Source organism: Paraburkholderia acidipaludis NBRC 101816 (genome assembly GCF_000684975.1).
In the GTDB taxonomy this organism is placed as follows: Bacteria; Pseudomonadota; Gammaproteobacteria; order Burkholderiales; family Burkholderiaceae; genus Paraburkholderia; species Paraburkholderia acidipaludis.
In genome coordinates this window covers 68,630-91,927 of record NZ_BAXZ01000029.1, presented here as the reverse complement: position 1 = coordinate 91,927, position 23,298 = coordinate 68,630, and the positions used below count along the sequence as shown (strand labels likewise).

The 23,298-nt window shown below is 65.7% G+C and carries 24 protein-coding genes, 1 pseudogene and 1 riboswitch; of the genes and pseudogenes, 15 read left to right on the top strand and 10 right to left on the bottom strand.

Translation table 11 applies throughout. The features are described 5' to 3' along the window. Positions 1 to 124 precede the first annotated feature (124 nt). The 3 genes from BAC01S_RS26805 to BAC01S_RS26795 all read left to right on the top strand — a co-directional run bounded on the left by BAC01S_RS26805 (position 125) and on the right by BAC01S_RS26795 (position 4,151). Entirely contained in the window at positions 125 to 1,129 is a 1,005-nt protein-coding gene (locus tag BAC01S_RS26805) for an AraC family transcriptional regulator (RefSeq protein WP_027797531.1), read from the top strand. Positions 1,130 to 1,355: 226 nt separating this feature from the next. Continuing rightward, the gene (locus BAC01S_RS26800) at positions 1,356 to 3,146 is read left to right on the top strand and encodes an acyl-CoA dehydrogenase (RefSeq protein ID WP_027797530.1); all 1,791 of its coding nucleotides are present in this window, start codon (positions 1,356 to 1,358) and stop codon (positions 3,144 to 3,146) included. A gap of 210 nt (positions 3,147 to 3,356) precedes the next feature. After that, positions 3,357 to 4,151 (top strand): DUF1223 domain-containing protein, encoded by a 795-nt coding sequence (locus BAC01S_RS26795; protein WP_027797529.1) that lies wholly within the window; start codon positions 3,357 to 3,359, stop codon positions 4,149 to 4,151. A 58-nt stretch (positions 4,152 to 4,209) separates the two neighbouring features. On the opposite strand, the gene BAC01S_RS26790 is transcribed toward BAC01S_RS26795, so the two are convergent. Continuing rightward, positions 4,210 to 6,168 (bottom strand): TonB-dependent receptor domain-containing protein, encoded by a 1,959-nt coding sequence (locus BAC01S_RS26790; protein WP_027797528.1) that lies wholly within the window; start codon positions 6,166 to 6,168, stop codon positions 4,210 to 4,212. An 88-nt stretch (positions 6,169 to 6,256) separates the two neighbouring features. After that, a riboswitch (cobalamin riboswitch) is annotated at positions 6,257 to 6,466 on the bottom strand. Further along, positions 6,463 to 6,678 (bottom strand): hypothetical protein, encoded by a 216-nt coding sequence (locus BAC01S_RS26785; RefSeq protein ID WP_027797527.1) that lies wholly within the window; start codon positions 6,676 to 6,678, stop codon positions 6,463 to 6,465. Its footprint overlaps the riboswitch before it by 4 nt. Positions 6,679 to 6,861: 183 nt before the next feature. Here BAC01S_RS26785 and BAC01S_RS32720 point away from each other — a divergent pair, with 183 nt between their 5' ends. The 7 genes and pseudogenes from BAC01S_RS32720 to ligD all read left to right on the top strand — a co-directional run. Beyond that, a complete protein-coding gene (locus BAC01S_RS32720; protein ID WP_043203801.1) occupies positions 6,862 to 8,358 on the top strand; it encodes a c-type cytochrome in 1,497 nt (498 codons plus the stop codon). A gap of 2 nt (positions 8,359 to 8,360) precedes the next feature. Beyond that, positions 8,361 to 9,590: a hypothetical protein gene (locus BAC01S_RS26775; protein WP_027797526.1), complete on the top strand. Its 1,230-nt coding sequence runs from the start codon at positions 8,361 to 8,363 to the stop codon at positions 9,588 to 9,590. 20 nt (positions 9,591 to 9,610) lie between these two features. After that, entirely contained in the window at positions 9,611 to 10,285 is a 675-nt protein-coding gene (locus BAC01S_RS35715; protein WP_245616693.1) for a c-type cytochrome, read from the top strand. Between the two features lie 230 nt (positions 10,286 to 10,515). Continuing rightward, on the top strand, positions 10,516 to 11,373 hold the full coding sequence (locus BAC01S_RS26765) for an alpha/beta hydrolase (RefSeq protein WP_027797525.1): 858 nt from the start codon (positions 10,516 to 10,518) through the stop codon (positions 11,371 to 11,373). A 189-nt stretch (positions 11,374 to 11,562) separates the two neighbouring features. Beyond that, positions 11,563 to 11,976 (top strand): hypothetical protein, encoded by a 414-nt coding sequence (locus tag BAC01S_RS34900; RefSeq protein ID WP_043203800.1) that lies wholly within the window; start codon positions 11,563 to 11,565, stop codon positions 11,974 to 11,976. Between the two features lie 215 nt (positions 11,977 to 12,191). Beyond that, complete coding sequence (locus BAC01S_RS34125) at positions 12,192 to 12,356, top strand: DUF1328 family protein (protein WP_027797523.1); 165 nt, start codon at positions 12,192 to 12,194, stop codon at positions 12,354 to 12,356. A gap of 26 nt (positions 12,357 to 12,382) precedes the next feature. Next, positions 12,383 to 12,596, top strand: a pseudogene (gene ligD / locus BAC01S_RS34895) (non-homologous end-joining DNA ligase LigD); the annotation flags it as partial. 12 nt (positions 12,597 to 12,608) lie between these two features. Here ligD and BAC01S_RS26745 read toward each other — a convergent pair. The 6 genes from BAC01S_RS26745 to BAC01S_RS26715 form a co-directional block, all read right to left on the bottom strand. Then, complete coding sequence (locus tag BAC01S_RS26745; RefSeq protein ID WP_043203799.1) at positions 12,609 to 13,109, bottom strand: PRC-barrel domain-containing protein; 501 nt, start codon at positions 13,107 to 13,109, stop codon at positions 12,609 to 12,611. 144 nt (positions 13,110 to 13,253) lie between these two features. Then, the gene (locus BAC01S_RS26740) at positions 13,254 to 13,460 is read right to left on the bottom strand and encodes a hypothetical protein (RefSeq protein WP_027797521.1); all 207 of its coding nucleotides are present in this window, start codon (positions 13,458 to 13,460) and stop codon (positions 13,254 to 13,256) included. Positions 13,461 to 13,730: 270 nt separating this feature from the next. After that, positions 13,731 to 14,081, bottom strand: a complete 351-nt coding sequence (locus BAC01S_RS26730) for a response regulator (protein WP_027797520.1) — start codon at positions 14,079 to 14,081, stop codon at positions 13,731 to 13,733. A gap of 270 nt (positions 14,082 to 14,351) precedes the next feature. Further along, on the bottom strand, positions 14,352 to 14,618 hold the full coding sequence (locus tag BAC01S_RS32710; RefSeq protein WP_043203798.1) for a DUF2795 domain-containing protein: 267 nt from the start codon (positions 14,616 to 14,618) through the stop codon (positions 14,352 to 14,354). A gap of 73 nt (positions 14,619 to 14,691) precedes the next feature. Continuing rightward, complete coding sequence (locus BAC01S_RS26720; RefSeq protein ID WP_027797519.1) at positions 14,692 to 15,333, bottom strand: DUF1109 domain-containing protein; 642 nt, start codon at positions 15,331 to 15,333, stop codon at positions 14,692 to 14,694. Then, positions 15,330 to 15,902: a sigma-70 family RNA polymerase sigma factor gene (locus tag BAC01S_RS26715; RefSeq protein ID WP_027797518.1), complete on the bottom strand. Its 573-nt coding sequence runs from the start codon at positions 15,900 to 15,902 to the stop codon at positions 15,330 to 15,332. The genes BAC01S_RS26720 and BAC01S_RS26715 overlap by 4 nt, the downstream gene beginning before the upstream one ends. 421 nt (positions 15,903 to 16,323) lie before the next feature. On the opposite strand from BAC01S_RS26715, the gene BAC01S_RS26710 reads away from it, so the two are divergent. From BAC01S_RS26710 to cqsA, 5 genes are all read left to right on the top strand, one after another. Further along, on the top strand, positions 16,324 to 16,596 hold the full coding sequence (locus BAC01S_RS26710) for a BufA1 family periplasmic bufferin-type metallophore (protein WP_027797517.1): 273 nt from the start codon (positions 16,324 to 16,326) through the stop codon (positions 16,594 to 16,596). Positions 16,597 to 16,618: 22 nt separating this feature from the next. Continuing rightward, positions 16,619 to 17,461, top strand: coding sequence for an MNIO family bufferin maturase (bufB, locus tag BAC01S_RS26705; RefSeq protein ID WP_027797516.1), 843 nt, complete (start codon positions 16,619 to 16,621; stop codon positions 17,459 to 17,461). Further along, positions 17,458 to 18,252 (top strand): HvfC/BufC N-terminal domain-containing protein, encoded by a 795-nt coding sequence (locus tag BAC01S_RS32705; protein WP_043203796.1) that lies wholly within the window; start codon positions 17,458 to 17,460, stop codon positions 18,250 to 18,252. Before bufB ends, BAC01S_RS32705 begins: the two co-directional genes overlap by 4 nt. 1 nt (position 18,253) lies before the next feature. After that, positions 18,254 to 18,763, top strand: a complete 510-nt coding sequence (locus tag BAC01S_RS26695) for a DoxX family protein (protein WP_084168886.1) — start codon at positions 18,254 to 18,256, stop codon at positions 18,761 to 18,763. A gap of 722 nt (positions 18,764 to 19,485) precedes the next feature. Next, complete coding sequence (gene cqsA / locus BAC01S_RS32700) at positions 19,486 to 20,790, top strand: alpha-hydroxyketone-type quorum-sensing autoinducer synthase (protein WP_043203794.1); 1,305 nt, start codon at positions 19,486 to 19,488, stop codon at positions 20,788 to 20,790. A gap of 40 nt (positions 20,791 to 20,830) precedes the next feature. On the opposite strand, the gene BAC01S_RS26685 is transcribed toward cqsA, so the two are convergent. Next, the gene (locus BAC01S_RS26685; protein ID WP_027797514.1) at positions 20,831 to 21,856 is read right to left on the bottom strand and encodes a response regulator; all 1,026 of its coding nucleotides are present in this window, start codon (positions 21,854 to 21,856) and stop codon (positions 20,831 to 20,833) included. Then, the gene (locus BAC01S_RS26680; protein ID WP_245616692.1) at positions 21,853 to 23,202 is read right to left on the bottom strand and encodes a sensor histidine kinase; all 1,350 of its coding nucleotides are present in this window, start codon (positions 23,200 to 23,202) and stop codon (positions 21,853 to 21,855) included. The genes BAC01S_RS26685 and BAC01S_RS26680 overlap by 4 nt, the downstream gene beginning before the upstream one ends. Positions 23,203 to 23,298 lie beyond the last annotated feature (96 nt).

The following is a 23,298-nucleotide window of genomic DNA, read 5'->3' as shown; positions in this document are numbered from 1 at the left end:
AGGCATACCACCACGAATACAAGAAAAAGCCACCCCCACCTTAACAAGCAGGCATACCCCCCAGAACAATTCCCCACCCCCGATCTACCCTAAAATACCGCATCCACCCACCACAACAAATTCAATGCAAGCGCCCAGCGCCACCGTCCCGATTTCCCTCGTCAACGGCTTTCTCGCGGCGGCCGGCGCGAAAGACGAAGTGACGAACCGCTATCTGAAGCAGGCGGGCGTCGCCCCGGAACTGCTGGGCGAACCAGGCGCGCGGGTAACCGAGGAACAATTCTCGACGCTCTATCAGGCGCTGGCGATCGAGCTCGACGACGAGATGCCCGGCGTCTTCAGCCGCCCCTTTCGCAGCGGCACGCTCAAATTCCTGTGCCTGAGCCTGCTCGACGCGCGCAACCTCGAAACGGCCTTGCATCGCTTCGGCCAGTTTTTCCACATCGTGCTGGACGACTTCCGCCTCGAGTCCCGCCGCATCGGGCCGGTAGCGCAGGTCGAGCTATGCCCGAACCCGGACTTCGGCCCCATCGGTCCGCTGGGCCAGGAGCTCATGCTCAAGCTCGCGCATGGCGTGGGTTCCTGGCTCATCGGGCAGAAGATCCCGTTGCTGCAGGTGGAATTCGCCTGCGAGCAGCCGCCCCACGCACTCGATCACCGCTACTTTTTCTCGGGACCGGTGCGTTTTGGCTGCCAGAGCACGCTGATGCGTTTCGGCACGGCCTATCTGGATCTGCCGATTCGCCAGAGCAAACGCAACCTGCGCAATTTTCTCGCGCGCTCGCCCGGCGACTGGATCTTCGAAACGTTCAGCGAGCAGCGCGTAGGCCACCGCGTGCGGCAATTCATGGCCGCCGCGCTGCCCGATCTGCCGACTATCGAAGCGGCCGCGCAGAACCTGAACTGCTCCGTGCGCACGCTGTGCCGGCGGCTCGCGGCCGAGGAGACTTCGTTTCAGCTGCTCAAGGACGAGCTGCGGCGCGACATCGCCATCCAGCGCCTCACGGAGACGCAGGACACGATTGCGGCCATCGGCGGCGACATCGGCTTCGACGATCCGAGCGCGTTCCACCGCGCCTTCCGCCACTGGACGGGCAGCACACCCGGCACCTATCGCGTGCGCGCCTGAGGGGGCCCGCCTACCCGCGTTGGGGGGGGCGGATCCCTCGCAGCGTTGCTGCATGATGCGCCTTGCGGCGTCATGCCTCGCCGTTGCGCGGGCGCCAGCCGGCACGGTGTGGCCAGATTTGTCACCAGGTGGGCCGGTTTGGACAGTCGGTCCAGGCCGCTTTGGCGCTACGATCTGCCCCAGATCCCGCCGTTCCCCCTCTTACCGCACCACTGGAAGGACCATCATGAGCTACACCGCCCCCGTCAAGGACATGCTGTTCGTGCTGAAAGAACTGGCCGGGATTGACAGCGTCGCCGCACTGCCAGGCTTCGAGGACGCGAATCTGGACACGGCGCAGGCGGTGCTCGACGAAGCCGCGAAGCTGTGCGGCGAAGTGCTCGCGCCGCTGAACGTGGAGGGCGATCGCGCGCCCAGCAGCTGGCATGACGGCGAAGTCACGGCGACACCGGGGTTCGCGGGCGCGTTCCGCCAGTTCGTCGAGGGTGGCTGGCAAGGTTTGCAGCACCCGTCCGAGTACGGCGGCCAGGCGCTCCCCAAGCTGATCGCGACGCCGTGCATCGAAATGCTCAACGCGGCGAACCTCTCGTTCGCGCTGTGCCCGCTCTTGACCGACGGCGCGATCGAGGCGCTGCTCACGGCCGGCACCGAAGCGCAAAAGGCGCGCTACGTGCCGAAGCTGATCTCGGGCGAGTGGACCGGCACGATGAACCTCACGGAGCCGCAGGCAGGTTCCGATCTCGCGCTCGTGCGCACGCGCGCCGAACCGCAGGGCGACGGCAGCTACAAGGTGTTCGGCACGAAGATCTTCATCACGTGGGGCGAGCACGACATGGCGGAGAACATCGTCCACCTGGTGCTCGCGCGCACGCCCAATGCGCCCGCCGGCGTGAAGGGCATTTCGCTCTTCATCGTGCCGAAGTTCCTCGTCAACGATGATGGTTCGCTCGGCGCGCGCAACGACGTGCATTGCGTGTCCATCGAGCACAAGCTGGGCATCAAGGCGAGCCCGACTGCCGTGCTGCAGTACGGCGATCACGGCGGCGCGGTGGGCTATCTGGTGGGCGAGGAGAACCGCGGCCTCGAATACATGTTCATCATGATGAACGCGGCGCGCTTCGGCGTGGGCATGCAGGGCATCGGCGTGGCCGACCGCGCGTACCAGAAGGCTGTGGCGTATGCGAAGGAGCGCGTGCAGAGCCGCCCGGTGGACGGATCGGCGAAGGACGCCGTAACCATCATTCATCACCCGGACGTGCGCCGCATGCTGGCGACGATGCGCGCCCTGACCGAAGGCGCCCGCTCGCTCGCATACGTGGCGGCGGCGCATAGTGATCACGCCCATCAGCATTCGGACGCCGCCGAGCGCGCGCAGCATCAGGCGGTCTACGAGTATCTCGTGCCTGTCGTGAAGGGCTGGAGCACGGAGATGGTCAACGAGGTGGCCAGCCTTGGCGTGCAGGTGCATGGCGGCATGGGCTTCATCGAGGAGACCGGTGCTGCGCAGTACTATCGCGACGCGCGCATTCTCGCGATTTATGAGGGCACAACGGCCATTCAGGCCAACGACCTCGTGGGCCGCAAGACCGTGCGCGACGGCGGCGCGGTGGCGAAGGCGCTGCTGGCCGAGGTCGCCGCCACGGTCGATGCCTTGGCGAAGGCGGATGGCCCGGCGGCGGCATCGATGCGCGCGCAACTGGAGAAGGGCGCAGCGGCGCTGGCGAATGTGGTGGAGTTCGTCGTGGCGAACACGAAGACCGATCCGAACGCGGTGTTCGCGGGCAGCGTGCCGTATCTGAAGCTGGCGGGCGTCGTGCTGTGCGGCTGGCAGATGGCGCGCGCGCTGCTGGCTGCGCAACGCAACCGCTCGAACGATCCGTCGTTCCATGACGCGAAGATCGCCATTGCGCAGTTCTACGCGGAGCATGTGCTGCCGCTCGCGAGCGGTTTCGAAACGTCCGCGCTCAGCGCGCGCGGCGCGCAAGGCGTGCTCGCGCTGGCGGAAGACCAGTTCTGAGCAGTTCTGCGCGGTTTTGCGCAGTTTTGATCAGCCGGCGGGTTGCCGGGCGGCATCCGTGCCGCCCGGCCCGCTCGCGAAAATTCCCGATCCGCTGTAACCCCACCGAACTCCCAGCCGAATTAACAGCAGGGTCCGGGCGATTCGTGCCGCTTTCCCAGACCCGCCGACCCGTGCGCTCGCGCGGGCGTGTCGCTGTGGAGGAACATCATGCGCCTCGTTGGTCTGCCCGGTGGTTTCCTGTTGATGCTCGCCTTGCTGGCGTCGAACGCGTTATACGCCTCGGATGCCTGCCACGCGACGAGCGGGCCCGGCACCGCCGCGGTGGTCGAACTCTATACGAGCGAAGGGTGTTCGAGTTGCCCGCCTGCCGATCGCGAGTTGAGCCTGCTCTCGCGCGAAGCCGGTCCGGGGTCGACCGTGATTCCGCTCGGCTTGCACGTGACGTACTGGGACAGCCTGGGCTGGCAGGACGTGATGGCGCAGAAGGTCTTCGACGCCCGCCAGAGCGAACTCGTGGCCGCCGGCCACGGCACCTTCGTCTATACGCCGGAGTTTTTCGCGAACGGCGAGGAGATCCGCTCGTGGCATGGCACGTTCCCCGACGCGATCCGCCAGATCAACAGCACGCCGGCACCTGTCGAGATGGCGCTCACTACGCGTTCCGATCCGGATAACACCGTCGAGCTAGAGGCGAGCGTCACGCCGCGCGATGCCCGCGCGCTGCCGGCGGACGGTGTGCAGCTTTACTTCGCCGTCACGGAAGACGGGCTCGTCTCGCACGTGCTGCGAGGCGAAAACGGCGGCACGACGCTTTCGCACGACGGTGTCGTGCGGCTGTGGGTGGGACCCGTTGCCGTGGGTGCGCAGGGCGGCGTCGTGCGGCGCGATATCACCGTGTCGCCTCAATGGGACCGTGCACATCTGCATTTTGTCGCGCTTGTGCAGAACGGGCGCGATCAGGTCTTGCAGGCGGTGAGGGCTGGAACCTGCGGGGCCTCGTGAGCGTTCGAACGCCCTGCGAGGCCGCGCGGCGGTCCGCTGTCATCAAAACATCAGGACATCAGAACGTATACGCGATCTTCCCGAACGCCGTCCGCCCGAGACTGTTGTACCCATACGCCGTCATGTACTGCCGGTTGAACAGATTCGCGAGCGACGCGGACAGGACGAGGTGCGGGTTGATCTGGTAAGCGGCGCGCAGGCTGACCGTCGTCCAGGATGGCAGATAAATCGTGTTCTCCTGATCGTCGAAGGTCGAGCCGTTGTACAGAATCGAAATGCCCGTGCTGAGCGCGTGGAGGTGGAACTCGTCCCACGTGTGATCGACGCTCAGGTTGACCGTCTGCCGCGGGCGGCGGTTCAGCCAGGCGTTGTCGGTGACGTCTTCGGGATTGAGGAGGCCGACGGTCAGGCTCACCGGCGTGGACTTGCCGAGCGTGCCCTTGTACGAGAGATCGATGCCCTGAATATGCGCACGGCCGACGTTGAACGGTATGAAGGTCTCCGAACTGTACGCGATCAGGTCGTGGTAGCGCGTGTCGTAGATGGCGGCCGTGAAGGTGCCGAACGATGTGTTGGCGTCGAGCGCGGCTTCGACGCTGTCGCTGCGTTCCGGCTGCAGGTCGGGGTTGCCGTACTGCGGGTAGTAGAGGTCGTTGAACGTCGGCAGGCGGAAAGCGTTGCCGTAAGACACGCGCGCCGTGTAGACCGGCGTGATCTCCCACGCCAGCGAAACGTTGCCCGTGTTCACGGTCTGGCCTTCCACGATCTCGTGGCGCCCCGCGAGGAACAGCGTCCAGGGGCCGAGCGTGGCGGACTGGTGCAGCGAGACGGCCGAATCGTCGCGGGTGGGCACGCCGGTCGGGATATCCACGGGCAGGAAGGCCTGCTCGCGCGTGAAATCGTAGGCGAGCTTGGTTTCGCCGGTGAGCGGCAGTCCGAACAGTCTGTGGCCCGTTTCCTGGTGGGTGAGCGACGTGGACGTGCTAAAGCGCGTGGAGTCGATTTCGTCGGTGGGGATCGTCGGATCATTCGCGTAGACGAACTGACGATCGGTCGCATAGCCCACCGACTGGTCGAACTGGGTGGTCGGCGTGATGTCCCAGTGGAACGCGACGCCCGTGGTCAGCTGATGATCGAGCTGCCGGTCGTCGCCGCCCGCGTTGTCGTAGGACAGGTCGGAGCGGTGATAGAGCATGAAGGTCGAGATCGACCAGTTGTCGCGCGCATAGCCGAGGCGCGCATCCACGTCCTGGGCGTGATACGGATTGCGCCCGTCTTCGTGGCCGTAGGCCCACGGCTGGGTCGCGTCGATGCCCGCGGTGTTGTAGTCGTGCAGCCCCAGCGAATACGTGAGCCCGCCCAGCGCGGCCAGCGGCCCGGTGGAGGGGACCGTGCCCGAGGTGCGGACCTGCGTGTCGAAGGTCTTGTTCGAGCCGCCGCCGAACGAAACCGTGGTCTGGTTCGGCAGGTTCGACGCGTGGCGCGTGAAGAGCTGCACGACGCCGCCCACCGCATCGGCGCCGAACGAGGCGGCGGCCGGCCCGGAAATCACTTCGACGCGATCGAACGCCTCGGTCGGCAGATCGGCCCATTCGGCCTCGCCCGTCGTGGCGGAGCCAATGCGTATGCCGTCGATGAAGACGGCCACCTGCTGGGCCGAGGAGCCGCGAATGCTGACCGAAGCCGCCGAGCCCGGGCCGCCGTTTTGCGACACCGTCACGCCGGGCAGCGTGGCAAGCGCCTGGGTGATGCTGGGATCCTGCGGGGCAAGACGATCGAGGTCTTCGCGCGTGAGGACCTGGGTGCTCGCGTAGCGCTGGTCGAACGATTGCGGCAAATGCTGCGTGTCGCCGACGACGAGAATGTTCGGCAGCGCGGTTTCGCCCTGCGCCTGCTCAGTCTGGTCGGTCGGGCCTGTCTGGTTCTGTTGTGCGAGCGTCGCGTCGTCGGCGGCATGGGCGTGCTGCCACGCGCAGGCCGTCACGGCCGACGTGAGAATGAATTGTTTTAGTTTCATGTGCGGGGCTGAGGTCAGGGCTGTCCCTGCAGCGGGCGGCCGCGCGTAGCGTCGCTGGCGCTTCGGGACACCCCGCCCGTTGCGGCTGCATGGACCTCGGTTGATGGCAGGTCTCCTGGCTCGCGGGTCGACGTCCGGTGCCGGCCTTCCCGGTTTCCCAGTGGCTCGCGTGGGCATGGACTCGCCGCTCACAGTTGCGGGGGCAGCCGCAGTCTCGAGGCGCGTGTGTTTTTGAGGCGCGCCTTTACTGCGTTCCCTTTTGATCCCGTCGCCGGGAACCATCAGCGCGCAAGGTTAATGCGCCGTGGTTTGCCGCGTCAATTGTCCGGGCCGCAACTGATGCGAAAAAGGCACGGAAAACAGGTGGCATGCGCGGCGTTTCGTGGTCAGCCACGCGGGCGGCGCCCGGGTGGCGATCGCAATAAAAATGAAAGAAATGCGCCTGCCGGGCGGCCCTGCCCACATGGCCGCCTGGGCCGCAGAGGCGCGTGGATCTTCGGTCTGCGCCATTCCACACATGATTCCAAACATAACCGCTACGCAGCGTTAGCCATGCGGACCTTTTGCTAGCATGGCCCTCCCTGAATTTCAGGCGTCGTCATTGATCCGGAAGCCAGGGGTGCATAGCGGGTGCACAAAGGGCGCGGCGCGTCCGCTCATCCGGACTGGATCTACAGAAGAAGGGGGAGACGTATGGACATGCTCGGCATGTACCCGACGTTCTACGTTCCGGGCATCGGTACGGCCTGGGTCATGGGGATCATCGGCGTGATACACGTCGTGGCGTCCCATACATCGGTCGGCGCTTCGTTCCTGTTCGCGCTGCTCGAAACGCGGGCCTACCGCGAGAACAAGCCGCAGCTGATGGAGTTCATCAAGCGCTACGGCATGTTCCTGCTCGTGTTCTCGTACATCATCGGCTCGATCACGGGCCCGGGGATCTGGTATGCGATCACCGTGGCGAGTCCGCGCGGCGTGAGCGGGCTGATCCACAACTTCGTCTGGGTCTGGGCGAGCGAGTGGGTCTACTTCACGGTCGAAGTCATCGGCGTCTACGCGCTCGTCTACCTGATCGGCAAGATCGATGCGCGCACCCACCTGAAGCTGACGTGGTCGTTTGCGCTTGCTTCATGGGCGACCATGCTGCTGATCGTCGGCGTGCTCTCGTTCATGATGTGGCCGGGCCACGACAGCTGGTATCAGACCGGCTCCACGAGCGAGGCGTTCTACAACGTCAACTTCTTCGCCCAGCTCGGCACCCGCACGGGCGGCATGATCGTGATGGCGGCGCTGGTCGGCCTGCTGGTGGCCAGCCGCGTGAGCGACCCCGCGCTGCGCCGCAGCGTCGTGCGCATGATCGCGCCGGTTGGACTCGTCGGCGGCGCCGTGGCTGTCGTGATGTTCTTCTACTACCTGCGCACGCTGCCGCACAACGCGCTCGTGATGCTCGACACGCATCTGCTGCCCGTCTACGCGAAGGGCATGGTCGCGGTGTTTGCCGTGGCGACGCTCTGGCTCGTGTTCGCCTGGGCGTTTCCGCAGCACGTCTACACCTCGCTCGCGATTTCGCTGTTCCTGTTCATCGCCGTGGTGGGGGTGTGGCCCGAAGAGCGCATGCGCGAGTCGATGCGCAAGCCCTACGTGGCGGGGCAGTACATCTACGGCAATCAGGTGATCGCGCGCGACGTGCCCGGCAAGGGCATCCACTCGGAGGTCGAGCGCATTGCCGAACACGGCCTGCTCCAACTGCATCCGTTCGTGCCGGATCGCCTGAGAACCGTCACCGACGCCAACGAGCTCGAAGTGGGCCGCCTGCTGACCAAGGTGGCTTGCGCGAACTGCCATTCGCTCGAACCGGGCGGCCCGCTGCGCAACTTGCCCGGCAAGCTGCACATGGCCACCGACGAGGACATGATCGCGGCCTTCCTGCGCGGCCCGCTGAAATACGGCACGCAGCCTTATATGCCGCGCATCGACCTGCCCGACGACGAGATTCGCGCCATTGCGCACTACCTCGCCGCCGTGGATAGCGGCAAGAACGTCGATCGGTTGATCGCGCAACAGCAGGCGGCGGAACAACGTGCCGTGGCTGCCGCGAATGACGGCAAAAGCGGCAGCACGAGCGCTCCCGCGCTGGTTGCGGAACAGGAACAACAGGCGGCGGGGCAAGCGACGCCGTCGAGGAACTAGCCATGGATATTGGTGCCGTGATGAACACGATGCGCGACCCCGCCGGGTTGCCCGCGCAGCCCGTGGTGTTTCAGATCCTGATGGTGCTCACGTGGGTGGCGCACATTGCCTTCGTGCACCTGGCCATGGGCGCTTCGGGGCTCGCGATCTTCGCGTTCCACCGGCGCGCCGCCGGTGAGGCCGGCGTGTACTGGGAACGCCTTTCGATGGCGATGACGAAGGTGGCCAAGGTCGCCGTGTCGCTGCTGATCGTGCTGGGCGTCGCGCCGCTGCTCTTCACCCAGGTCATTTACGACCCGCAGTGGTACACCTCGAATGTGCTGTCGGGGCGCTGGGCCATCGCCTTCATTTTCACGCTGATCGTGGCCTACTGCTGCTGGTTCGCCTTCTACCATGCCAATCACGAAGGCGCGAAGCGGCACATCGGCGTCTATGCGTGGATCGCGTTCGGGCTCTTCTGCCTGGACGGGCTGATCATGCACGCGCTTTCGTATCAGGCGCTGCTGCCCGGGCAATGGATGAACTGGTATGCGCCGGGCGGCATGGTCGACACGCGCGGCGCCGCGCTGCATGCGATCCAGTGGCCGCGCTACGTGTTCATCATGAGCCTCTCCGTGCCGGCCGTGGGCGTTTTCCTGCTCGCTTATGCGCACTATTTCTCCGGGCGCGAGGACCGCGAGCCTGCCTACCGCGCGTTCGTGAGTAATCTGGGCCAGCGCCTCGCGCAGTGGGGTTACGCGATCGCGCTCGTGCCCATGCTCGCCTGGCAGTTCGATTTCCCCAAGGGTTCCGGTCTTGCGCTGCATCCGGTCGGCTGGCTCATCGTCGGCGCGCTGGCCACCATGGCGCTCTGGATGCGGCAGCTTGGCAAAGATACGCACGGCTATCAGCCCGCGCTGTGCGGCTTCGCGCTGCTCGGCGTGCTCGCGGTGTGGCGCGAAGTCATTCGCGTGCACTACCTGAGGCCGCTCGGCTACACGATCCAGACCTACACGGTCCATGCCGACTGGCCCTCCACGGCGCTGTTCTTCGCGACGCTCGCCGGCATAGGCGGCCTCGTGGGCGGCTTCTATCTCACGCTGCTGTACCGCGCGGGGCGCACGCAGGGCGTGTATCGCGCGGACCGCACCGTGGCGCGCCTGGGCACCGGCGCGGTGTCGGTGCTCGGCGTCTGGATTGCCGTGTTTTTCGTGTACGGGATCGCGATCTCGATGCACGACAGCTTCAATTGATGCGGGGAGGCGTCGAAATCATGAGCAACATCATCCGGTTCGGATTGGTTCTGCTGTCGCTGTTCTGCGTGACGGCGCATGCGCAGACGTCGGGGGACGCGCCCGATGTCGCGGCGGGCAAGCGGCGCGCCGCCGTTTGCTTCGCATGCCATAACGTTGACGGCGTGGCGAAGATTCCGGGCGTGCCGAATCTTGCGGGGCAGCACCGCGGTTATCTCGAGGGGGCGCTGCAGGCGTACCGGGACGGCAAGACCCGGCAAAATCCCACCATGAACGCCATGGCCGCGCCGCTTTCGGATCGCGACATCGTCAATATCGCGGCGTATTTCAGTCTGTTGCGCGGGCAGGGCGGTGGCGTGGCGGTGGCCGACGCGGTGGATACGGGCGGCGGGGTGACGCCCATTCCCGCTGCGGCGGCGTCTGCGAAGACCGAAGCGGTTTCCGCCGCGCCGGTGCGCTCGGGTGAAGCGGTCTATGGTTCGGTCTGCTTTGCATGTCACGCCACCGGGGCGGCGGGGGCGCCGAAAGTCGGCGACAAGGCCGCATGGATGCCGCGCATTGCGCAAGGCGATGCCACGCTGCTGCAGCACGCGCTGATCGGCTTCAAGGCCATGCCGCCGCACGGCGGATGCGCGGCCTGCTCCGATGCCGAGATCAAGGCCGCGGTGGCGTATATGACCGCGAAATCGCGCTAACGCTGCGCACAACGGATCGAGGCGGATCGAAGTCCCGCGCGCGGCGGGCTTCGGTCAGGCGGTTGGGGGCGATGAGTCCGTCGAGGCCGACGATGCCCCGCTTGCATTCCGTAGGCTTGCCTGAAATTTGACTGTAAGTAGCCGTTGCTAGAGTGGGTCGAAGCGCTTCTCCGCCCGCGTCCGGACCGCGTCCGGGCGAGATTGGCGCCAAAAACAAGAGCGACCCCCTCATGAACAAGGCCCGCGCATTCCGGCTCGCACTCTGGCTCGTTTCCCCACTGCTAATCGCCAGTCACGCTTCTGCGTTCCAATCCAGCGTGGTCAGCATTCCCAGCGCCGCCATGCAGCAAACGCACGGCGCCACGATCGTGCTGCCGGACGACTACGCCCGGGATGGCGGTAAGCAACGTTATCCGGTGATCTACCTGCTGCACGGTTCGGGCGGCGATCATACGGACTGGGCAGCGAATTCCCGGGTGAGCGAGTTGGCAGACCGCTATCACGTGATTCTCGTGATGCCGGACGGCGGCCCCGAGAGCTGGTACATCGACAGCCCCTTCGATCCGCGCAGCCGCTACGAGACCTACGTGGGCCACGAGGTCGTTGCGTGGGTGGACGCGCATTTGCGCACCATCGCCGCGAAAGAGGGACGCGCGATCACGGGGCTCAGCATGGGCGGCTTTGGCGCCCTGCACATTGCGCTCGACCGGCGCGATACCTTCGGTGCGGCAGGCAGCATCAGCGGTGCGGTGGACCCGCGCGCCTGCGAAGACGAGCCCGGCATCGACCGCGTGTTCGGCGATCCCGCGCGGCATGCCGAATTCTGGAGCCGCAACGCGATCGTCGAGAACACGAACGAATTCCGGCGTGCCCACATCGACCTGACCATCGACTGCGGCGTGGACGATCATTTCGTCAACTCGAACCGCGTGCTGCACGAGCGGCTCGTCGCGCTCGGCGTGCCGCACGACTACGCGGAACGGCCCGGCGGTCACACCTGGGCCTACTGGTCCAACGCCATCCGCTATCAGGTGCTGTTCTTCGCCACCACGTTCCGGCGCAACGGCTGGAATCCGCCGCAGGCGTAAATACCGGCCCGACCGCAGGATCGGGCGGCAGGTTTCGTCTATTGCCTGGCAATGCTTATTGAATTTACGGTATGGGGTGCATCCATGCTTCGTGGCACATCGCTTGCGCGCCAGCAGGTGTACGCGCGGCGCGCCCAGCGGGCATACGCCGCTTTTCTCGAACCGTATGACGCGAAAAGGAGATCGACGATGAACCGATCGACGAAGCACGCAATGGCATGGGCACTGGTGATGGCGCTTTCGGGCACGGCATGGGCTGCGGGCGGTACGGGCGGCGCCGGCGGCGCGGGCGGCATGGGCGCGGGAGGTGGCTCTGCCGGCGGCTCCGCAGGGATGGGCAATGGCGGCGGCGGTGGTGGCGGCATGGCGCCGGGCAACAGCGCGCCGGGCTCGACCGGTGTGGCTCCGGGTACGGCCCCGGATAGCGGTTATGGTTCGCCGGGCGCGAACGGTACGGCCGGCGGAGCCGGCACGGTGATGGGCGTCCCCGCGAATACCGCTCCGGGCACGACGGCGCCCGGCTACAACGGCTCGGGCAACGGCAATTCGGGCGGCGGCAACAGCAACGCCATGCCGACCACGCCGCCTAATACGACGCAGTGACGTAACACGGTGACGTAGTACACCCCGCGTTCCGGGCACCGGGCTTGCTCCAGAAACTGCAACGTGCCGGACCCGGATGCGGCGAGCAGACGGGAATGATGCATGGCACGCAGATGCAGGCCGGGCAATGGCGCGGCCTGCGCCTACGCCGCGCCGTGGTCCGTTGCCGACGGCGCGGGGACTTTCCCCGGTGCGACCGGAAACTGGAGGACGTCATGCTTCAATATGCGATCATTTTTTTCATCATTGCGATCATCGCAGCCGTATTTGGCTTCGGCGGCATAGCAGCAGGCGCCGCGGCCATCGCGAAGATCCTGTTCTACATCTTCATCGTGATTTTCCTCGTTACCCTCATCATGGGCATTGTGCGGCGCGGCTGACCCACGATCTGCCCGACGAACTGGGATTGCGCGCGCGGCCGGGCCTGGGTGTTTCGGTGCCGATCGGCTGGGATGAACTCGACCGCACGACAGGCGGCACCCAATGGACCATCGTGGACCATCGGCAATCTGCGCGAGCGGCTCCATACGCTGCGGCTGCGCGAGGATCCCTGGGCCGGCTATGGCGAGGCGCAGCAGCGGCTCACGGCGGAGATGCGGCGGCGCCTGCGCGGCAAGTGAGGCAGTCCGTTATCAGAGCTTCACGCCGCCCGCTTCCGGCGGTTCTTCGCTCCTGCTGCTCTCGCCGGGCAGTGCCGTTTCGATGCTCCAGTAAGGGTCGCGGCCGTAGTACCCGTGCACGGCGGTGGCCCAGGCGCGGTCGGCCATCGCCGGCCAGTGGCGCTTGTCGAAGCCCGGTGCGTTCTTCACGTGCTCCGCCGGCAACGCAAGGACAAAGCACTTGCGCACGGCGTCGAGCGTAAGCGCGTCCCAGGGAATCGCCAGCAGCTTGTCGCCGATTCCGAGCCGGCCGCCGCTCGACATCACCGCATAGGCGATACGTCCGCTGTGCACGTCGAGCATGATGTCCTTGATCTTGCCGATTTCGTCGCCTTCCGCGCTCAGGACCCGATCGCCATCGAGCGTGCTTGCGCCCATGACATAGGGGCCAGGGCCGATCGACGACTCGTGCTCGCGTTTGACGATGCGCGCGCCATTGCCGTCAGGCGCAGGGGAGAGAACCGGGTTGGGCATGACGGACTCCTTCGGATGAGGCGGCACCGGGACCGCCGCGCGTGGACAAGCCCCTTTCGATGCGCATGTGCCATTCCCGCGAGAACCCCCTCGCAGGCGCCGCGATGCGCTGCATCGTCAGTCGATTTGCCGTCGATCTTGCGGTCAATCGGCCTTGCCGCCGCCGTCGAGGCCGGCGCCCCGGCGCCAGATTTCCTTGCCGCGCGGCGAGAGTTCGCCGCAGCTATGGTCGGGATCCGGCCCGGTGCCATAAACAGCCATCTGGCCGCCCGGCGGCTCCTGGGCGCGCTGGATCTCGTGCTTGCGCCGGGCAATGCGCTCGTCTTGCGAGCGGCCTGCATACGCGTTCATGATCGTGCTCCTCTTGAGGACTGCGTTACATCGGATCGATGTGCAGGGCGAGCAGCACGCCCGCCACGAGGGCACATTCGATCGCTACGAGGCTGGTCAGGGAAATTGCGCTCCTTAGCGCGGGATGAGTTCGGTGGAGGAGGTTCATATCGGCTTCCGTCAAAAGTTCTTGTCTTGTGGGAAGCATCCGGCGTGCCTCGCACGGTATTGAGGAACGCTATGGATCGGGCGTGGCCGATTGTGCGATGACGGGCGCCGGTCCGGCGCCGCTCAAGCCGTCTGGACGCGGCGCAGGATGTCGAGCAGCTGGGTGACGGCGAACGGCTTGCGCAGGAAGCCCGCCACGTCGGCATCGGCCGGCGGCGTGACCAGTGCGGAAACGAGCACGAGCGGGACATGCGCGAGCGCCCGATTGCGCCGCATCGCACGCATCAATGCGATGCCGTCCATGCGCGGCATCATGCAGTCGGAGATCACGACGTCGGGCGGATCGGCGAGCGCGCTCCGGAGCGCGTCGGTCCCATCCGCCGCGGTCGTGACACGGTAGCCTTCCTGGCCGACCAGTTCTTTTAGTGCGTCAAGCGCATTGGGGTCGTCGTCAACGAGCAATACAGTAGCCATGCATGTGTACCTGCCAGGCACGGTGCTGTCCGCGCCTGTTTTTTTGCGTTTCGTTCCCGGCGCGTACGCGCGCGCTTGCGCGCCGCGCCTGTCCTGGCGGGACTCAGCGCACGTTCCGTTCCCGGCTTGTCCGGGCGAGGCAATGGCCAGGGTTCACGGGCCGAATAGCCCGGGTGGCGGGCCTTTCGGCCCGCTACGGCATGGGGCGGCGCGTAGCGGGCGCGGTGTACGCCGCGAGCGAGATGTAAAAGTACGTTACCGGTCTTGCGCTCAGCGCCCGCAATTCTGGTCCAGATCGCCGGCTGGCTTGCGTGCCGCCTCGATAGAGGCGGCCACTTCGGAAAAGCTGCCGAAAGCCTCGTCGGGGAGTGTGCGCAAGGCGGCGACTACATCGCTTGCCGCGCCGCTCTGCTCGGCGGTCTCGATCAGGATGGGCGGGTGGGCGGGATAGTTCACTTGCGCAAGCGCGGCTTCGATGCGCTGTTTGAAGTCCTGGCGCGCCGCGGCTTCCGCCGCGATGGATGCGGAGGAGTGCATGGTGGTCTCCGGTGTCGGTACAGCGTGCCGAGCGCAGGCGCTGTACCCGGGCGGCGTCGGGCGCCGCCCCCCGTCACCAGCGCAGCAGCCGCGGCCCGAGCCAGGCGCCGATACCGGCCGGAATGGCCATGCCGAGCAGATACCAGACGGCCCAGAACGACACCTCCATTTCGGGGCAATGCAGGGAATAGGCGAGCGTCGCCGTGGCGCTCGCCAGCAGTCCGCCCGTGAAGCCGGCGACGCGCAGGCGCGTGGGCGCGAGGCCGCGCAAGGCCCAGAACACGCCGACGAACGACGGCACCGAAAGGAATGCGATGTTGAACGGGCACACGCGCCATGTCTGCCCCATGACGAGCGCGAGGCGCTCGTCAGGCGGCGCGAGCGAGACGAGCGCGATGGCGCCCAGCCACACGGCCACGACCGGCCAGGCCATGGCGGCCCAGGCCATGCGCGGCGCCCCGCCGGGCCGCGAGAGCCGCGTGGTGGCGGCGAGCGCCCCCAGCGCGAGGAAGAACGGCAGCGCGAGCTTGAGCCAGAAGGCTGGCGTGGCCGCGACGGTCGCGAGGTCGTGGCGCACGCCGAACACGAGCGCCATCAGGAGCGTCGAGCCGAGGCCGCCGGCGATCAGCGCCCTGGCGAAGCGCCGCGAGACCACATGGCGGTCGACTGGTGTTGCGCCCGTGGCGAGTAGGGAAATGAGGTCCTCTGTTTTCATGATGCGTTCTGAAACTTCAGCGCGAGCGCCTTGAGGCCGCGATGTACACCCACCTTAACCGCCGATTCCGAGAGGCCGGTCAGCTTCGCCGTTTCCGTGACCGACAGCCCCTGCAGCTTCACGTGCAGGATCGGCAGGCGCTGGCGGTCCGGCAACTGGTCGAGCATCTTGCCGAGGTCGCGGCGCGCGTCGGTGGCCTCGTCGTCGCAGGTCGCGAAGATTTCCAGCTCGTCGTCGAGCGGTGTCTGCAGCGCTTCGCGGCGCGAGCGCGCCCGGAAGAAGTCGGTCAGCTTGTAGCGCGCAATCGCGTGCACCCAGGCCGTGAGCGGTTCCTCGGGGCGATAGGTGGCGCGGCCGTTGTGCACGGCAAGCAGGATTTCCTGCACGAGATCCTCCACGTCGTCCTGCAACGCATAGAGCCGCTTGCGCAGAAAGCCGCGCAGATGCGAGCCGAGCTCCGAGAGAAAGGCGTGATAGGCCGTCGTGTCGCCGGCGAGGCCGCGCACGAACAACGCCTTGAGCCGCTCTTCGGTGCCGCGTGCCGGTTCGTTACCGGTAGTTCGGTTCATCGCGAACTCCGGTTACAGCACGGGTGAAATGTCGGCGCACGCAACGGGATTGCAGCGGATTGCGCGCGCATCAGGCGAATGGCACGTTGCGGGTCATGACAGGGCTCCGGTGACGGTGGGCGGGCTCTCCTTCAATAGTCGCGGGCCTTCCGGGCATTCGTCAAGCATGAGCTGCGGCATGGTTTTCTTTCTGATTGCTTTCAATGTGCGGCGCTATGGTCCAAGGCTTGTGGGAAGCGTATACGACCGGCGGGGCCAACAGGTTACAGCACGGCACAAAAAAATATTTTGCCGCGCTTGCGCGCCGGGCTGTAACCGGCACTCGCCCCGACACGTAATTACAGGCAGATCGCGTGTGCATCGCCCCGATGCCGCAGACGATCTGAATACCGTCCAAACATCATCCGATGGAGCCTATATCATGAGTACTCTTAAGTTTTCCGCCGCCGCGCTGATTCTTGCCTCGCTCGCTTCGGGCGCCACCGTTGCCCAGGCCCAGACCGGCAGCGTGGAAAAGTGCTACGGCGTCGCGATGGCCGGCCACAACGACTGCAAGGCGGGAGCGGGCACGACCTGTGCCGGTTCGCAGAAGATGGACTACGACGGCTCGCACTGGAAGAACGTCCCGGCCGGCACCTGCACGTCGATCAAGACGCCCGCGGGCCACGGCTCGCTCACGCCGATGGGCTCCTGACGCACACGGCCGCCCGGCGATCATGAACACGCCCACCGAATGCGGCGCGGGACTCGGTCTCAAGCCGCAGCATTATGACGAAGCGCGCAACTGCGAGGCGCACGGACTCTGGTTCGAAGTTCATCCGGAGAACTACATGGTTGCGGGCGGCCCGCGTCTCGCGTGGCTCGAGGCGGTGCGCGAGCGCCACGCGCTGTCGCTGCATGGCGTGTCGCTCTCGCTCGCGGCGGACCGCGTGCCGGATGCGGCGCATCTGGGCCGGCTGCGCACGCTGGCGGACCGGCTGCAGCCGGCGCTCGTCTCCGAGCATCTCGCCTGGTCCGCCTGGCGTGCTCATTATCATCCCGATCTGCTGCCGTTTCCGCGCGACACCGCCGCGCTTTCGCGCATCGCGGACAACATCGCGCGCACGCAGGAGGCGTTGGGCCGGCGGATCGCCATCGAGAACCCGTCGCACTACGTGCGCATCGAAGGGCACACGTGGAGCGAGCCGGAATTTCTCGCGGAGCTGGTGCGGCGCACGGGCTGCGGCTTGTTGCTCGACGTGAACAACGTCTATGTGAGCGCCTGCAACATGGGTTTCGATGCTGCCGGCTGGATCGATGCCTTTCCGGGCGAGGCCGTGATGGAGATCCATCTCGCGGGACACAGCGTAGATGAAGCAATGCAGCCGCCGCTCCTGATCGATTCGCACGACGCCCCCATTGCCGATGCCGTGTGGAAGCTCTATCGCCACACGATCGATCGCTTCGGTCCGCGGCCCACGCTGATCGAGCGCGACGATCATATTCCCGGTTTCGACGCGCTGCTTGCCGAACGCGATAGCGCCCAGGCCGTGCTCGACGGTGCGGAGGTTCTCGCATGAATCCGACCTTGACTGGCTTTCAGGACGACTTCGTCCGCGCGCTGCACGGCGCGTCCGCGGAGGATTCGCGCGTGGCCGGACTGGCCATGCAGCCGGGCTTCGCCGTCTACCGCAACACGGTGTTCAAGGGCTGTGTGGATGCCTTGCGGGCGAATTTCCCCACGGTGGAGCGCCTGGTCGGCGTGGACTGGTTTCGTTCGGCCGCGCTCATCTACGCGCAGGCGACACCGCCCGACGACGCGCGGCTTCTGCTTTACGGCGCGACGTTCCCGGCGTTCCTGGCCGGCTTCGAACCGGCGCGCGAGTTGCCATGGCTCGCGGACGCCGCCCGGCTCGACCGGTTCTGGGTGGAGGCGCATGTAGCGGCCGACGAACCCGTGCTTGCGGCTGCGCAGGTGGCCCGGTACGCGCCTGAAGATTTTGCACGGCGGGTGCTGAAGCCGCACGCGAGCGCACGCTGGGCCTGGTTCGGCGCGCATCCGGTCTACACGATCTGGCGCGCCAACCGCGAAGCGGTCGATCTGCCTGAAGAACTCGCGTGGCGCGGCGAAGGCGCCTTGTTGTTGCGCGCCGGCGCAAGCGTGACGTGGCGCGCGCTGAGCCAGGGCGCATGCGCGCTGCTGGACGTTTGCGCCGCGGGGCGCGAGCTGGGCGAGGCGACGCTGGCGGCGCTCGAAGCCGAGCCCGCGCTCGATCTTGCCGTCCTGTTCTCCGAACTGTTTGCCGATGGCGCGTTTAGCGCCGCCATTTCCTCCGGAGATGAGAAGCAATCCGAAATGAATGGAGCCTGAGATGAACACACCCCGGAATGCAACCCAGGACGCCGCTTCCGATGCGGGTTCGACGAACCGCAGCGGTCTGCCGGGCCGCCTGCGCGCCGGCTGGAATGCCGCTGCGGATCTGGCCGGCCGCCTCATCGGGCATTCGCTGCTCGCGCTCGTTTGCCGCTTCGCCATTGCGTCGATCTTTTTCATGTCCGGCCGCACGAAGGTCAGCGGTTTGCTAACGATCACGCCCGGCACCTATGAGCTCTTCCGGGACGAGTACAAAATTCCCGTGATTCCGCCCGAAATCGCCGCGCATATCGCGGCTTATTCCGAGCACTTCTTCCCGGTGCTGCTCGTGCTCGGTCTCTTCACGCGCGGCGCGGCGCTCGCGCTTCTTGGCATGACCACGGTGATCGAAGTGTTCGTCTATCCCGATGCGTGGCCGACGCATCTTTCGTGGGCGGGCCTGTTGCTCTATATGATCGCGCGCGGCGGAGGCGTTCTGTCGCTCGATCATCGGTTCGGCATCAAATAGCAACCAGCGGAAGAGCACACGGAGGAACCCGCACGGACAGCAGATTTCGTCAGATATTTACCCAGCGTATCGCACCGCACCGCACCGCAGCGCAGCCGCCGAAGAGGCGCCTGCGCTGTTGTTTTTTTGATGCAAGCTATGCACAGCGAATTATTTTGAGGTCGGATAGAAACGTCGATGCGCCAGTGGAAGAAATTGAAATGCACTGCGCATAGTTATGGCCGGTAAGCGATTTCCGCGGCAGTTTTTACTGGATAATTATCAAACATGCATTTTGCGTGTTGACCCGCGTTCCGTACCGAACGCCATGCCGCGCGCTACGCGATACCAGAGCGCGCTTTTCAGCACGCAGGCTTCTCTTCCTTCATAACCAGTAGCGATTACGCGAGGCGGGAATCGTGCGGATGTCGGGGCGTCCGTCCATGGGCGGCCAGCAGCTGCAAACGATATCGCCGCCGCGTTCGTGCGGCGAGGCAGCGCTGAGCTGGCCTCGCCGTTCCTGTATGCGCGGCTCGCGCGCGAACCCATTCTGGCGAAGCGGCCACGTTCCGCTTCGCGTCGCGATGGACCTGTGGGCGCACCATTGCGTCATCCGCTTTCGTAAGCCTCTTGCAGGCGCGCCGTGCGTGCCTGCCAAGGCAATTCACCGGCCAGTCTCCCGAAAGGATCCCTGACGCGAAAAAAAGCCTTGGGGGGCGGCCTTCAACCGCAAGGAGCCTGAGATGAAAGTTGGTAGCAACTGGCGTAACGCCCACCATCACGACGCGGCGTTGCCGCCCTTTCTCGCCGCGCGCGTGGACCGCTATTACCGGACACGCGTGCACGAGACCTGGGCGGGCGGCCATATCATGCATGGGCGCGCGCCGGGCGCCGACGCATTGCATCTGTCGAGCAACGATTACCTTTCGATTGCCCGCCACCCCGAAATTCTCGATGCGATGTGCCGCAGCATCCGCGACGAAGGCAACGGTCTCTTGATGTCGGGCATCTTCCTGCACGGCGACGACTGCCCGCAACTGCAGCTCGAGGACCGCTTCGCCTCGTGGATGGAAGCGGAGGCCAGCGTGCTGTGCCAGTCGGGTTTCGCGGCCAACACGGGGCTCATCCAGTCCATTGCGGACGCGCAGACGCCGGTGTACGTGGACATGATGGCGCACATGTCGCTCTGGGAGGGCGTTCGCAGCGCCGGCGCGCGCGCGGTCAGTTTCCTCCACAACGACGTCGATCACCTGGAGCAGCGCATCCTGCGCAACGGCCCGGGCGTCGTGATCGTCGATTCGGTGTACAGCACGAACGGCAGCGTGGCGCCGCTTGCGGCTATCGCGGAAGTGTGCGCGGAGCACGACTGCGTGCTGGTGGTGGACGAATCGCATTCGCTCGGCACCCATGGGCCGCGCGGCGCGGGGCTCGTCGTGGAGCTGGGCTTGACGGACGCCGTGCATTTCCGCACCGCGAGTCTCGCCAAGGCGTTCGCGGGGCGCGCGGGCATCGTCAGTTGCTCGCACCGCTTTCAGGAGTACTTCAAGTGTGAATCGCTGCCCGCCATCTTCAGCTCGACGTTGCTGCCGCACGAAGTGATGGGGCTCGCGGCCACGCTCGAAGTGATCGAGCGTGAAGACTGGCGCCGCACGCGGCTCGCGGCGAACGCGCGCTATTTGCGCGTGCGGCTCGCGGAGCTGGGCTACAACCTGAACGGCAGCGAAACGCAGATCGTCGCGCTCGAAGCCGGCCCCGAACAGCGCACCATCGTGCTGCGCGACGCGCTGGAAGCGCGCGGCATTTTCGGTTCGGTGTTTTGCGCGCCGGCGACGGCGCAAAACCGCTCGCTGATCCGGATTTCGGTGAATGCGGCGCTGGGCGACCAGGAACTGGAGCGGCTCGTCGACGTGTGCGACGAGATTCGTGACGAGCTGGACATGTGGAACTGGCCGTCGACACGCCGCCTCGTGCAGCGCGGCGCGAGCCGTTCCCGTGTGCATCAGGCGCCGCCGGCGGCGACGCTTGCGATGGCGGCCATGCCGGCCTGATTGCGCGCAGAGCGGAGAGAATCCGGATGCGGCGTGGAACTCAGTGCGGGTTCCACGCTGCCTGGAACTCGCTGTCGAGTTGTTGCAGGAACACGTCGTATGGTACGACGGTATCGAGCGCAAACCCCGCCGGCTCCTTGACGACCGCGTAAGTGTAGCGGCGCTCGCCATGGAACATCGATGCCGGATGCATATACGGCTGCCACTCCATGCATCGCGCGGGGTAGTAGCCTTCGCTGTGCCAGAAATAGGGCAGGCTGCGATGCGCGTCGAGCTCGGCAAGGAAGCCGGTGGGCGCGCCCTGTTCGATGGCGATTTCGCGCACGCCGCGCAGGGTTTCGTCGGTATGGATCACGAGCAGGTAGGCCGTGCCGGCGCCGTCGAACATGAGGATGCCGTGCGGCTGGTACGAGAGGTAATGTTCGACAATGCCGTGCGATTCGAAAATGCGCTTCACATGCGCCGCGAGTGCGCCGTCTTTGAGGAACGCGTATTCGGAGACCGACAGCGCATCGCGCACGGAGGCGCCGGCCTGGTCGAAATACGCGTCCTGCATATCGCGGATCGCGTGGTTCAGCGTTTCGACGGCATCGGCTTCGTGCTTGCGGATGAAGCGGTCGATCAGGCCTTCGTTGAAGCTGCGCACGGCCACGTGTTCGTCGGCCTTGCCGGTGAGCACGATCTTCTTGACCGACGAATCCGCAAGGCGGCGGCAGAACTCCATGCCGTTGATCTCGGGCATGTCGTAGTCCACTACGACGACCGAAACCGATTCGAAGCGCGCGGGCTGGTGCACGAGGCTGCGGATCGCGTCGACGCGCATGGAGATGACCTGGTGCGCATCGTTTTCTTCGGTGCGGTCCAGATAGGGGCTGAAAATCGGTTCGGCGGTCTGGCCAGAGGCTTCGCGGTGGTTCAGGAATCGCAGCGCGCGAGAAGGCGAGTTGAACATCCGGAACGCGAGTTGGGGATCGAGCTGCAGGCTCAGGTTCGACAGGAACGCGGCGCTATCGTCGACGAAGGCGACGGTGGTCGGGTAAGCGAACGGCGTGAGGGCTTTCGTCATGGCGCAGGGAATGTCAAAACGAACTCGGTGTACTCGCCTTTCACCGAAGAGCAGGTTATGGCTCCCCCTATCGCCTGCATGACGTCGCGGCAGAACGCTAGTCCGATACCGGCTCCCAGTGAGACGTCATCGGTGGTGGTTGCCGAAGTATAAAAGCGGGTAAAGATATGCGGCAAGGTTTCCGGAGAAATACCTGTGCCGGTATCGCTGAAAATCAAACGATTTGCACGCGAGCCGGTTTCGAGCCGGATCGAAATATATGCGGTTTCAATATTGCCCATGTGCCGGAAGGCATTTTTCAGCAAATTGAACAGCACGTGAACCGTGAGCATTTCCGAGCCGTTGAACGAAAAATCGGGCCGCAGATTGCAGTGCACGCGCCGCCGGTCGCCTTCGCGAAAAGGAAAGCGTGTGAGCGCCGTTTCGACGCACTGGGTGATCGAGCATGGCGTTGCGTTTTGCATGGTTCCGCCGGTGAAGCGCGCGGTGGCGAGCAGCATGTCGATGATCGCGTTCGAGTAGAGCGCTTCCTGTTCGATGCGGCCCACCACGCCCTGCAGCGAATGCAGGTGCGCGCCGCGAATGCGCGGCACGGGCAGGCGATGGCGCTGCGCGAGCAGATAGGTCTGCAGCAGGGCGGGCAGATAGCGCATGAGGCCGGCCGCGCCCACGCGAATCGCCACGAGCGGCGTGCGCAGTTCATGCGCCACGCTGCCTGCCGTGGCGAGCATGGCGCGTTCCTGTTCGATCTGGATGCGGTCCTGGTCGTAGTTCGCCACGGCGCCGATCGCCACCGCGAACGAAAAGATCGCGAGGTGCGTGAGGTAATTCGAGCCGATCACGATGGGGTGGGTGGTGAGGCAATAGGCGATCACCGCGAGGCCGATGCCCACCACGAACTGGAGCACGAGCATGAGCCAGTCGTGCAGCAGCACCATCACGAACGCGGCGATCAGCGCGCTTTCCACCCACACTTCGTTGCCGTTGTTCTTGAGCAGCATGAAGGTGAAGAAAAACGGCAGCGCGTAGAGCGTGATGCCGTACCAGTACCACGGCAGCAGCCGCTTCGCGGCATGCGGCCAGCGCTCGTATGCGATGACGGGCAAGAACAGCGCGGAGCCGACGAGGCGCAGCGTGAGATTTTCGTACGGCTGAGGAAACAGGTCCTTCCAGATGGAGTAGTAAAGCGGGAAACCGATACACGCCACCACGGCGCATGGCTGCATGCGGCGCTTCGCATACTGGAGGTTGCGCATGGCCGGCGCGAAGGCGCGTACGAGGAAGAGCGGCAGCGACGCCCAGGCGCGCCGCAGCTTCATCCGAAGCGTGGGTCTCGAAACGGTCATCGGGGTGAAATCGCTTGTTGTTGTTACCGGTCGCGCGGGCCGGCTTTGCTGTCTTCTTTGCTGCCTTGAGCGGGGCCGGCAACTCCAGACAATATC

What these genes read in the sequence shown, in the direction of transcription:
- BAC01S_RS26800 (WP_027797530.1), top strand. Translation starts at nt 1,356, where the DNA reads ATGAGCTACACCGCCCCCGTCAAGGACATGCTGTTCGTGCTGAAAGAA.
- bufB (WP_027797516.1), top strand. Translation starts at nt 16,619, where the DNA reads ATGAACACGCCCACCGAATGCGGCGCGGGACTCGGTCTCAAGCCGCAG.
- BAC01S_RS26680 (WP_245616692.1), bottom strand. Translation starts at nt 23,202, where the DNA reads ATGACCGTTTCGAGACCCACGCTTCGGATGAAGCTGCGGCGCGCCTGG.
- BAC01S_RS32710 (WP_043203798.1), bottom strand. Translation starts at nt 14,618, where the DNA reads ATGCACTCCTCCGCATCCATCGCGGCGGAAGCCGCGGCGCGCCAGGAC.
- BAC01S_RS34125 (WP_027797523.1), top strand. Translation starts at nt 12,192, where the DNA reads ATGCTTCAATATGCGATCATTTTTTTCATCATTGCGATCATCGCAGCC.
- BAC01S_RS26745 (WP_043203799.1), bottom strand. Translation starts at nt 13,109, where the DNA reads ATGCCCAACCCGGTTCTCTCCCCTGCGCCTGACGGCAATGGCGCGCGC.
- BAC01S_RS32720 (WP_043203801.1), top strand. Translation starts at nt 6,862, where the DNA reads ATGGACATGCTCGGCATGTACCCGACGTTCTACGTTCCGGGCATCGGT.
- BAC01S_RS35715 (WP_245616693.1), top strand. Translation starts at nt 9,611, where the DNA reads ATGAGCAACATCATCCGGTTCGGATTGGTTCTGCTGTCGCTGTTCTGC.
- BAC01S_RS26790 (WP_027797528.1), bottom strand. Translation starts at nt 6,168, where the DNA reads ATGAAACTAAAACAATTCATTCTCACGTCGGCCGTGACGGCCTGCGCG.
- BAC01S_RS26785 (WP_027797527.1), bottom strand. Translation starts at nt 6,678, where the DNA reads ATGGCGCAGACCGAAGATCCACGCGCCTCTGCGGCCCAGGCGGCCATG.
- BAC01S_RS26710 (WP_027797517.1), top strand. Translation starts at nt 16,324, where the DNA reads ATGAGTACTCTTAAGTTTTCCGCCGCCGCGCTGATTCTTGCCTCGCTC.
- BAC01S_RS26720 (WP_027797519.1), bottom strand. Translation starts at nt 15,333, where the DNA reads ATGAAAACAGAGGACCTCATTTCCCTACTCGCCACGGGCGCAACACCA.
- cqsA (WP_043203794.1), top strand. Translation starts at nt 19,486, where the DNA reads ATGAAAGTTGGTAGCAACTGGCGTAACGCCCACCATCACGACGCGGCG.
- BAC01S_RS34900 (WP_043203800.1), top strand. Translation starts at nt 11,563, where the DNA reads ATGAACCGATCGACGAAGCACGCAATGGCATGGGCACTGGTGATGGCG.
- BAC01S_RS26715 (WP_027797518.1), bottom strand. Translation starts at nt 15,902, where the DNA reads ATGAACCGAACTACCGGTAACGAACCGGCACGCGGCACCGAAGAGCGG.
- BAC01S_RS26685 (WP_027797514.1), bottom strand. Translation starts at nt 21,856, where the DNA reads ATGACGAAAGCCCTCACGCCGTTCGCTTACCCGACCACCGTCGCCTTC.
- BAC01S_RS26795 (WP_027797529.1), top strand. Translation starts at nt 3,357, where the DNA reads ATGCGCCTCGTTGGTCTGCCCGGTGGTTTCCTGTTGATGCTCGCCTTG.
- BAC01S_RS26775 (WP_027797526.1), top strand. Translation starts at nt 8,361, where the DNA reads ATGGATATTGGTGCCGTGATGAACACGATGCGCGACCCCGCCGGGTTG.
- BAC01S_RS26695 (WP_084168886.1), top strand. Translation starts at nt 18,254, where the DNA reads ATGAACACACCCCGGAATGCAACCCAGGACGCCGCTTCCGATGCGGGT.
- BAC01S_RS26805 (WP_027797531.1), top strand. Translation starts at nt 125, where the DNA reads ATGCAAGCGCCCAGCGCCACCGTCCCGATTTCCCTCGTCAACGGCTTT.
- BAC01S_RS26740 (WP_027797521.1), bottom strand. Translation starts at nt 13,460, where the DNA reads ATGAACGCGTATGCAGGCCGCTCGCAAGACGAGCGCATTGCCCGGCGC.
- BAC01S_RS26730 (WP_027797520.1), bottom strand. Translation starts at nt 14,081, where the DNA reads ATGGCTACTGTATTGCTCGTTGACGACGACCCCAATGCGCTTGACGCA.
- BAC01S_RS32705 (WP_043203796.1), top strand. Translation starts at nt 17,458, where the DNA reads ATGAATCCGACCTTGACTGGCTTTCAGGACGACTTCGTCCGCGCGCTG.
- BAC01S_RS26765 (WP_027797525.1), top strand. Translation starts at nt 10,516, where the DNA reads ATGAACAAGGCCCGCGCATTCCGGCTCGCACTCTGGCTCGTTTCCCCA.